Origin of the sequence: Amycolatopsis echigonensis (genome assembly GCF_014174495.1) — a bacterium.
In the GTDB taxonomy this organism is placed as follows: Bacteria; Actinomycetota; Actinomycetes; order Mycobacteriales; family Pseudonocardiaceae; genus Amycolatopsis; species Amycolatopsis echigonensis.
This window is the reverse complement of the sequence record NZ_JACJHR010000089.1, coordinates 24,912-32,221: the sequence shown is the minus strand read 5'-3', so window position 1 is coordinate 32,221 and position 7,310 is coordinate 24,912. Positions and strand designations below refer to the sequence as shown.

The 7,310-nt window shown below is 67.6% G+C and carries 5 protein-coding genes and 1 pseudogene; 4 read left to right on the top strand and 2 right to left on the bottom strand.

What is annotated here, in order from left to right:
• The 3 genes and pseudogenes from H5411_RS48070 to H5411_RS38775 all read left to right on the top strand — a co-directional run.
• Positions 1 to 517, top strand: a pseudogene (locus H5411_RS48070) (recombinase family protein); the annotation flags it as partial.
• A 71-nt stretch (positions 518 to 588) separates the two neighbouring features.
• On the top strand, positions 589 to 1,320 hold the full coding sequence (locus H5411_RS38780) for an MATE family efflux transporter (RefSeq protein WP_237339200.1): 732 nt from the start codon (positions 589 to 591) through the stop codon (positions 1,318 to 1,320).
• A gap of 116 nt (positions 1,321 to 1,436) precedes the next feature.
• On the top strand, positions 1,437 to 2,525 hold the full coding sequence (locus H5411_RS38775; protein WP_098085221.1) for a hypothetical protein: 1,089 nt from the start codon (positions 1,437 to 1,439) through the stop codon (positions 2,523 to 2,525).
• Positions 2,526 to 2,542: 17 nt separating this feature from the next.
• On the opposite strand, the gene H5411_RS38770 is transcribed toward H5411_RS38775, so the two are convergent.
• Together H5411_RS38770 and H5411_RS38765 are read right to left on the bottom strand one after the other, a co-directional pair.
• Entirely contained in the window at positions 2,543 to 5,173 is a 2,631-nt protein-coding gene (locus H5411_RS38770) for a DEAD/DEAH box helicase family protein (protein WP_098085224.1), read from the bottom strand.
• Positions 5,174 to 5,233: 60 nt separating this feature from the next.
• Positions 5,234 to 5,551 carry a hypothetical protein gene (locus H5411_RS38765; RefSeq protein ID WP_216641980.1) on the bottom strand — a complete coding sequence of 106 codons (318 nt, stop codon included), beginning with the start codon at positions 5,549 to 5,551 and terminating at the stop codon, positions 5,234 to 5,236.
• A gap of 542 nt (positions 5,552 to 6,093) precedes the next feature.
• On the opposite strand from H5411_RS38765, the gene H5411_RS38760 reads away from it, so the two are divergent.
• Positions 6,094 to 7,302 (top strand): hypothetical protein, encoded by a 1,209-nt coding sequence (locus tag H5411_RS38760; protein ID WP_098087037.1) that lies wholly within the window; start codon positions 6,094 to 6,096, stop codon positions 7,300 to 7,302.
• The last annotated feature ends 8 nt before the right edge of the window (positions 7,303 to 7,310 follow it).

The following is a 7,310-nucleotide window of genomic DNA, read 5'->3' as shown; positions in this document are numbered from 1 at the left end:
CCCCGCCCTACCAGCGGAAACGGCCCCGAACGGAGTGGTTCGCACAATGACTAAATCGGTGGAGGTTAGGGGACCTTACTCGAACATAAAAGACCAGGTCAGGGCGCTGGAAGAGCTCCGCGAGAAGCTTCCCAGCCTCGATACCCCCGAGCCGACCGTGATCAAGCGCGACCGACCTCGCCGGGCCCGGCAACTCCGTGCCGATCAAGTCGAGCAGTTGATCACTGACTACCGGTCCGGCGCGACGGTGTACGAACTCGGTGACCGGTTCGGCATCGAGCGGCGGACGGTCAGCAACATCCTCCACCGGCACGGCGTGCCGATGCGCCGCCGCGGCCTCTCGCCTGAGCAGGTCGACGACGCCATCCACCTCTACAAGCTCGGCTGGTCCCTGGCGCGAGTCGGCGACCACTTCGGCGTCAACCACACCACCGTGCTGAATAAGCTGCGTGAACGCGGCATCCCCACCCGAGACACCCACGGGCGTCCGCGCGTCGAAGCAGGTGGTGCTCGATGACCAGGCGTGCAGTTGTGTCGACGCGATCAGGCTCGGAGAGGGCTGCTGTGGTTCAAGCCGTCACCGTGATCATGGGCATCGTCGTTGGCCTCACTTTTCTCTTCGGCTTCGGCAACGTCCTCAACCTTGCGCTCCGGCTCGGCGTGCCCGCCTGGGTCGCGCCACTGGTGGCTCCCGCTGTTGATCTTTCGATCCTCGGGCTGCTGCTCGGCACACGGCACCTGGCGCTCGCCGGTGCATCCCCGGAGGTGCTGCGGCCTGCTCGTCGGCTGCTGATCTTCGCAAGCGTGGTCACGCTCGCGTTGAACGTGGCAGAGCCTCTGGTCGCAGGCGAGTTTGGTAAGGCGGCCTTCGACGCGGTAGGGCCACTCCTCCTGATCGGCTGGTCGGAGGTCGGCCCTGGCCTATTGCAGGCGATCGGCGCAACGAGTCATGTGCCAGCCGCACGCGAAGGCGATCGGCCTGAGCCGGCTGTCCCTGTGGACTCGGATGACGGTGCGCCGGAGACGGGGCCCGAACTCGACGAGGACGTCCCGCAGCAAGGTGGCGAGCGACCAGTCGTTGGGCGGACACCGGAAGCGCTCTTGGCGCAGGCACGGCGAGAAGACGCGGCGCACCGTGCTGCTCACCAGAAGCCGATCTCCGCGGACACGCTTCGTGTACGGCTTGGGATTGGCGCGACTCGGGCGCGGCGGCTTGTCAAGGCTGTCCGCGAGGAGTACCAAGCCGAGGTCGCAGGGGGTCCGGTCGACGCGGGCGCTGGGGATGCGGCGAGGGGTGTGCCGACGGCCTTGGCGGCGTGACGTGAGCGGCGGTGCTCGCCAGCGTGGCCGGTTGCCCCGGCCGTGGAAGGATCGTTCGGTGAGCACGAGCGGGGCCAGGCGCCTGCCCCGCTCCGGGTGATTGGTTGGAGAGCAGGATGATCAGCGGCGATGGGCGGCCTGATCCGTACCAGGCGTTCCAGCGCGGGCGTCTCGCCGTCGACCAGCACATGTCGAAGGTGCTCCAGGCCGAGGACATGTGGGCAGAGGAAACCGCGACGGACATCCTGCTGACGGAAGCATTTCCCGATGTCCGGTACTGGAAGTTCACCAAGCGGCAAGAGAGCGCCGTGGGCGCCGACTGGTTGTGGTGGTGGATCGACACGACCGGGACCAGCTTCGGACTGCTGACCCAGGCCAAGATCCTGAAGCGCCGCGGTACCGGCTGGCACGTCGACTTCGGCTACCGCCGCAGGAAGACCGAGCCCGCGCAGATCGACAAGCTCCTCGTCTCATCCATGACGTTCAGCGTCCCGGCTGCTCACGTCCTGTACTGCGGTACGCCCGCATACCGTGCGGGCCTCGCCTGCGGACTGACGCATCACGATGGCGCCAACTGCCGCGACCGGGAGCGGGCCGGGGTGTCGATCGTGCCCAGCATCATCCCGCACTACCTGATGCCGCGGGTGCGTGACAACGTCGCGGTCGAGGCGTTTCACTGGTCGTTGCCACTTGAGGACGTCGCTGACCCCGGCCGCTCACAGCCACCGTTGCCTCCCCTAGCGGCTGTTCACCCGGACATCGCCGAGTTCATGCGCCGTCCGCAGCTCGGCGCCCGGCGGGTCGCCAAGACCATGCTGGAAGCCGTGCACTCCATCCGCATGGGACAGTTCTCAGCGGCGCTGTCGGAAGACGCAGACGACGGCGTTGAAGACGCAGTGTTCACTCACCTACCGAGTGATCGCGGCCACTTCGGCGTGCCCTACCTGGCGCACGTCCTCGGCGGGCTACGTCACCGACCTCCGGCCTATGTCCAAGACCTGCTCGCTGGCCGGACCCCGCCAACGTGGGTTACCGACGCTGTCGCCGGGATCGTGGTCATTCACGATCCCGAACCAGCGATCCAGCACCTCGCCACACCTGCAGGAGACGGCAGGATGCACCCACAACGGCACCTTGCGGTTGTCCATTCCGATGATCGCGAACAGTTGCCGCCTGCGGCCGTGGCCCGGTCGAACTCAGGATGACGGCGGTGAAGGCCGGGTCAGCGCGAGGGGAACAAGCTCGCCACGTCGTCCACGGTGATGATCTTCCCGAGGGTTGGGGAGAGCAGTTTGCCCAGCCAGCCGTCAGGCGGCAGTGTGGCCTCGATCTTCGTGCGAGCCTCGCCGCGGGCTTCGGCGTTGCCGTCGCCGCAGAGCGCTGCGTACTGCTGAAGGCGGTCGGCCAGCAGGTTGTAGAGCCGGACGGCGGCGTCGTGATTGATGAGGGTGATCCTGTCGCGGGCTGCCTCGGCGGCGTCGCTCTGGACGGTGGTGGCCGGGGTGAGCAAGCAGCCGTAGACCCGTGTCTTGGCTGCGCGCTTGGTCTCGACTTCGATCTGGCCGAGCAGCTGGTTGACGTCTCCGCGGGACACCGGGTGCGGTTCGCCGGTCTTGACCTCCCAAACGCGACGTTCGCCGCGCTTGACGGTTGACCAGGTCCACCGGCAGTCGGTGGCGCTTTGTTCGGTCTTGGGCGGTCGTTCTCCACTGGCTCCGACCAGACGTGCGAGCACCTTGAGGCCGTCGCATTGCTGATCGTGGCTGCCGGCGAGCAGGGTGCGCCCGTCGGAGAGTGCGCGGTCGAGCCGGCCTCCGGCTTCACGACGCCATTCATCCCACACGAGGAAGAGGCGGTCGGTGTCGTCAGCGGTGCGCTCGTGTCCCTTGAGGTCGGCGACCGTGCGGCCCAACCGGCGGAACCACGCGGTGCGAGGCCCGTTGGTGGTGGCGTCTTCGAGGGCGGTGCGCGCGGCGGCGAGGTCCTCGTTCCGTCCGCGGTCGAACAGTGCGTGGGCTTGGACGTAGCGCCAGAACGCGGCGTGCTCGGTCTCTCCGGCGGATGCGAGCAGGTCCGCGGCTTCGCGTGCTCGCTCAGCAGCGCGGCCGTGGTCGCCGATCCACAGGTCGGTGGCCGCCGACACCTCAGCGTCGGCGCTAGCGACCTCACCGCTGCCGCCGGTGCTACGTCCTGGGCGTGGCCGTCGCCGCGGCGTTGCCTGCTTGACGGGTTCGGTGGGGCCGGACGGTTGGGCCACCTGCCAGAACGCCCGGCAGGCGTCGGTCGTGGCGACCGAGCCCTGGTCGTAGAGTTCGAGCGCGGCGCGAACGATCGGCTGTGTGCCTTCGGGAATGGACGCGCGAACCGCTGGGTCGGCGAGGATCTGGGCGAACGTCGGGTCGAGTCCCAGGTACAGCGAGCGGTCGGTCGCGGTGCGATTGGCCCGGCCGAGAGCCTGGGTGACTCGTTGTCCGACACGGTGCCGCATGAAGGTCGCGTCACCGAGGTAGGCGACCACGAACCGCTCGAACTCGCTGCTGGCCTGCGGGACCGTGGTGATGATCACCAGCTTGCAGATGTCGCCGGGGAAGTCGAGCCCGTCATAGCGGCCCGCAGTGATCAACTGCCCCTGGGGAGCGCGGCTCCAGCCGTCGACTGCGGTGTCGTCGCCGGCCCGGAGGCGGTAGACGGGATGGCCGAGCCCACCGAGGATCGCTTGCAGTGTGTCCGCTTCGCTGTGGCTGGCGCACAGCCAGGCCGCCTTCCCACCGGCTGCCTGGACTTGTTCGAGTGCCCAGCTGAGCACGCCGAGGTCGAGTGCCTGCTCGGACGAGGGGTTCAACGCGAACATGCGCTCGCCGGTGCTGCCGGAAAGCAGCGGCTGCTCGGTCTCCAGCCGGGTGACCCGGCCGCCGCCGATGCGGCGTTGCAGGTCGTCCATCGAACCGAGGGTCGCCGAGAGATAGATCCGCTGCTTGGCCTGGCTGTACCCCGCGTTCAGCGCCGTCGGCGGGTGGTAGGGGCGGATCTCGATTCCGGACGGCCCGACAAGCACGCCGCAGTGGGTGAGGTGCTCACGGACCTTCGGCCACACCCACTTGATCTCGTCCCGGAGCTTCTTGACCTCTGCCTTGATCTCGTCCGACTCGTCCTTGAGCGCGAGGTCGGCGACCAGCGGCGACGCCTCGATCGCGTCCCGCGACGCTGTGGCGATCGCCGCCCAGTCGCTGAACGACAGCAGCTCGGGCGGGGTGCCCGGCCGAGCGGTGCCATCGCGCATCGCCTGCAGTCCGGCGTATGCGTCGGTGTGCGCGACGACAAGATCACAGATCGTTCGATACAGGACGCGAGCAGGGCCAGGCTTGTCGGGGATGCGCAGGGTCTGTAGCCCGCTGAGCGGCTGTTCCGCTAGATGGGCGTCGTCGAAGATGACCAGGTCGGCGGGTTTCGGAACGGGCCTGCTGTTGAAGTAGACCCAATAGTTCATCACGCCCACCGCCTGGGCCTGGTGGTAGTCGTCGAGCTTGGCGCCGCCGTAGTCCTTCGCGGCGAACCGGACGACCTCCAGGCCCAACTTGGTGGCTTCGTCCTCAACCCGCTCTGCCAGCTGGCGGGTGCCGGTCAGGTAAGCAACCGACATTCCCTGGTCGAGGGCGTAGTCGGCGATCAACAGCGCCAACAGGGTCTTCCCCTCACCGGTCGGCATTTCGATCGCCACGTCCGGTGTCGTGAGGTGGTGAGCCGCGTAGGCGGCCAGTACCTGCCTCTGACCAGGCCGAAGCTCCTTGAACGTGGTCGACTGGAATCCGGCAAGCCGTTCGTCGAAGTCGGGTACTGCCGCCGGTTCCGCCACCGCTCACTCCTCCATCCGTAGGGCATGAACTCTACGGCGCGGGGCGCATGCTCGATCGAGCTATTTCGGTTCTCGCAGCACCGAGAACGGCAGCAACTGGTCGACCAGGTGCAGCTTCTCTCGGCGGCCATCGGCGTAGCTGATCTCGTAGTTGACCACTCCGAGCCAGTTGCCATCGACGCTGGGAAAGCGTCCGTGGAGCCGGCCTTGCACCTTGCCCGTCAGATCCAGGCCAGTCACGATGACGTGTCGAGGGGCATCGGGCGGGCGAGGGAACAGGTCGTCCAGCAGGACCCAGACGCTGGTGAGCACGGGCCTTCGGCCGTGAACGTCGTCGCCTTCCCAGGTGGTGAACGGGCTATTGATCACGTTGGCCACCCGCCAACGACGGTGTTGTCCTCGCTCGACGGAGGACGAGGTCGCGATAGGTCTCCTCGTCCAGTTCAGCGCGGTCGGGAGTCGGGCCATTGGTAGTCAGCCGCCAGCAATGATCAGCACCCTCGGCAGCGCAAGCCGGACAGCTGATATGGACCTCGCCATCGTGCACAACCGCCCGATACTCGGATGGAGGGAGCGTGTGCAAGCCGAGCTTGCACCTGGCCGGCAGGAGCGCCACGGGCCTGCCGGAGCTGTCGCGCCCGTATGCCAGCCTGCCGTCCGGTTGAGCAGTTCGGAGTAGCCGCGGGTCCATGACCAGCAACGTACCATCTCTTCGCACATACGTTCGAGTGTGTCGGACGGTGTCCGGTTGAGGTCTAGGAGCGTCCTCGGCGGTTGCGTCGGAGGCGAGGAGTGCGGTGACGTCCGGTGACTCTCGCGGCGCTCGGAACGAATCCCGCGGAGACTGTCGTGATGTAGGTATGACCCAGATCGACGAGCGGACCGGTCAGCGCACGGAGCAGCGAACGGCGGAGGATGAGGTGAGCGAGGATCGCGAGCCGACTGCGGCCGAGGTGCTGGCGTGGCGGCGCGATGACGTGTTCCTCCCCGAGGCCGAGGCCACTCCGGAGGAGTTCCCATCCCTGCGGAACATCTCAGCCGGATTCATCTTCGGCGGCGTCGTCCGCCCGCGCGAACCGGCTCCGCCGGAGTACGCGACGCTCCCGATGTCCCACACCTCGGACCGGGACTTCGTCGCACTCGCGCAGTGGAACATGCTGTGGGAAGCGGCCCAGTTCCGGCGGCGCTTCTTCGACTTGGACGACCTGCCGAAGCCGATGGCGAAGATCGCCGATCTCGGCGACGTCAATGTCACATTCGTGCCCCGGACGCGGGCGCGGTACTTCGAGTACGCGCCGCTGTTCCACCTGCTGCCCAAGCGCATCCTGGACATGTTCGGACTCCCGCTGTTGCGTGGCGGCCAGTGGCCGTTCATGGCCGACTGGGCCGGCATCGACGACTTCCTGCCGACCGATTTCGAAGCCCGGCTCGCCCGCGCCTGGGCGTGGACGGTCTGGCCGCACCTGATGTCGGGGTCGAAGATGAAGGCGTTCTCAGCCGACGACCCGATCCGGCTGCTGGCCCACAACCTCGACTTCTGGGTGCCCGCGGTCACCGCCACGATCCAAGACCGGCTGCGGGACTTCCCCGAGGTCGACAAGGGCAAGACGCCCGGCCCGGTCCTCCTGGAGGACGGCAGCGTGCTCGCCGGGGCCATCGCCGGCAACCCGCGGATGGGCGGGCCCGTGTGGTTCGGCGAGGACGACGCCCACGACGCCGTGGTCGAGACCGTGGAAGCCGCCGACCGGACCGGCCAGCTCCGCGGCATCCTGGACGCCGTCCGCTCCCACCGCATCGAGGACGACTTCTCCAGCCACTGGTCGTACGCACGCGAAGACTTCGAACGCAAGCTGCACGGCAAACGACGCAAGGTCACGGTGAAGTTCGTCGAGTTGACCGACACCATCCCGGTCCAAGGGCCGGAGAGCGAGGTGCTGGACAACCTGGTCACCAACGACTTCCTCACACTGCTGGACGCCCGGAACCGGCAGATCGTCGTGCTGCTCAACAGCGGCGTGACCAGGAAGACCGAGATCGCGGACGTGCTCGGGTACGCCAACCACAGCGCCGTCTCGAAGCGCCTAGCGCAGATCCGCCGGGCCGCCGAGGCGCACTTCGACGAGAACTGAGCCAGCCG

What these genes read in the sequence shown, in the direction of transcription:
- H5411_RS38780 (WP_237339200.1), top strand. Translation starts at nt 589, where the DNA reads ATGGGCATCGTCGTTGGCCTCACTTTTCTCTTCGGCTTCGGCAACGTC.
- H5411_RS38775 (WP_098085221.1), top strand. Translation starts at nt 1,437, where the DNA reads ATGATCAGCGGCGATGGGCGGCCTGATCCGTACCAGGCGTTCCAGCGC.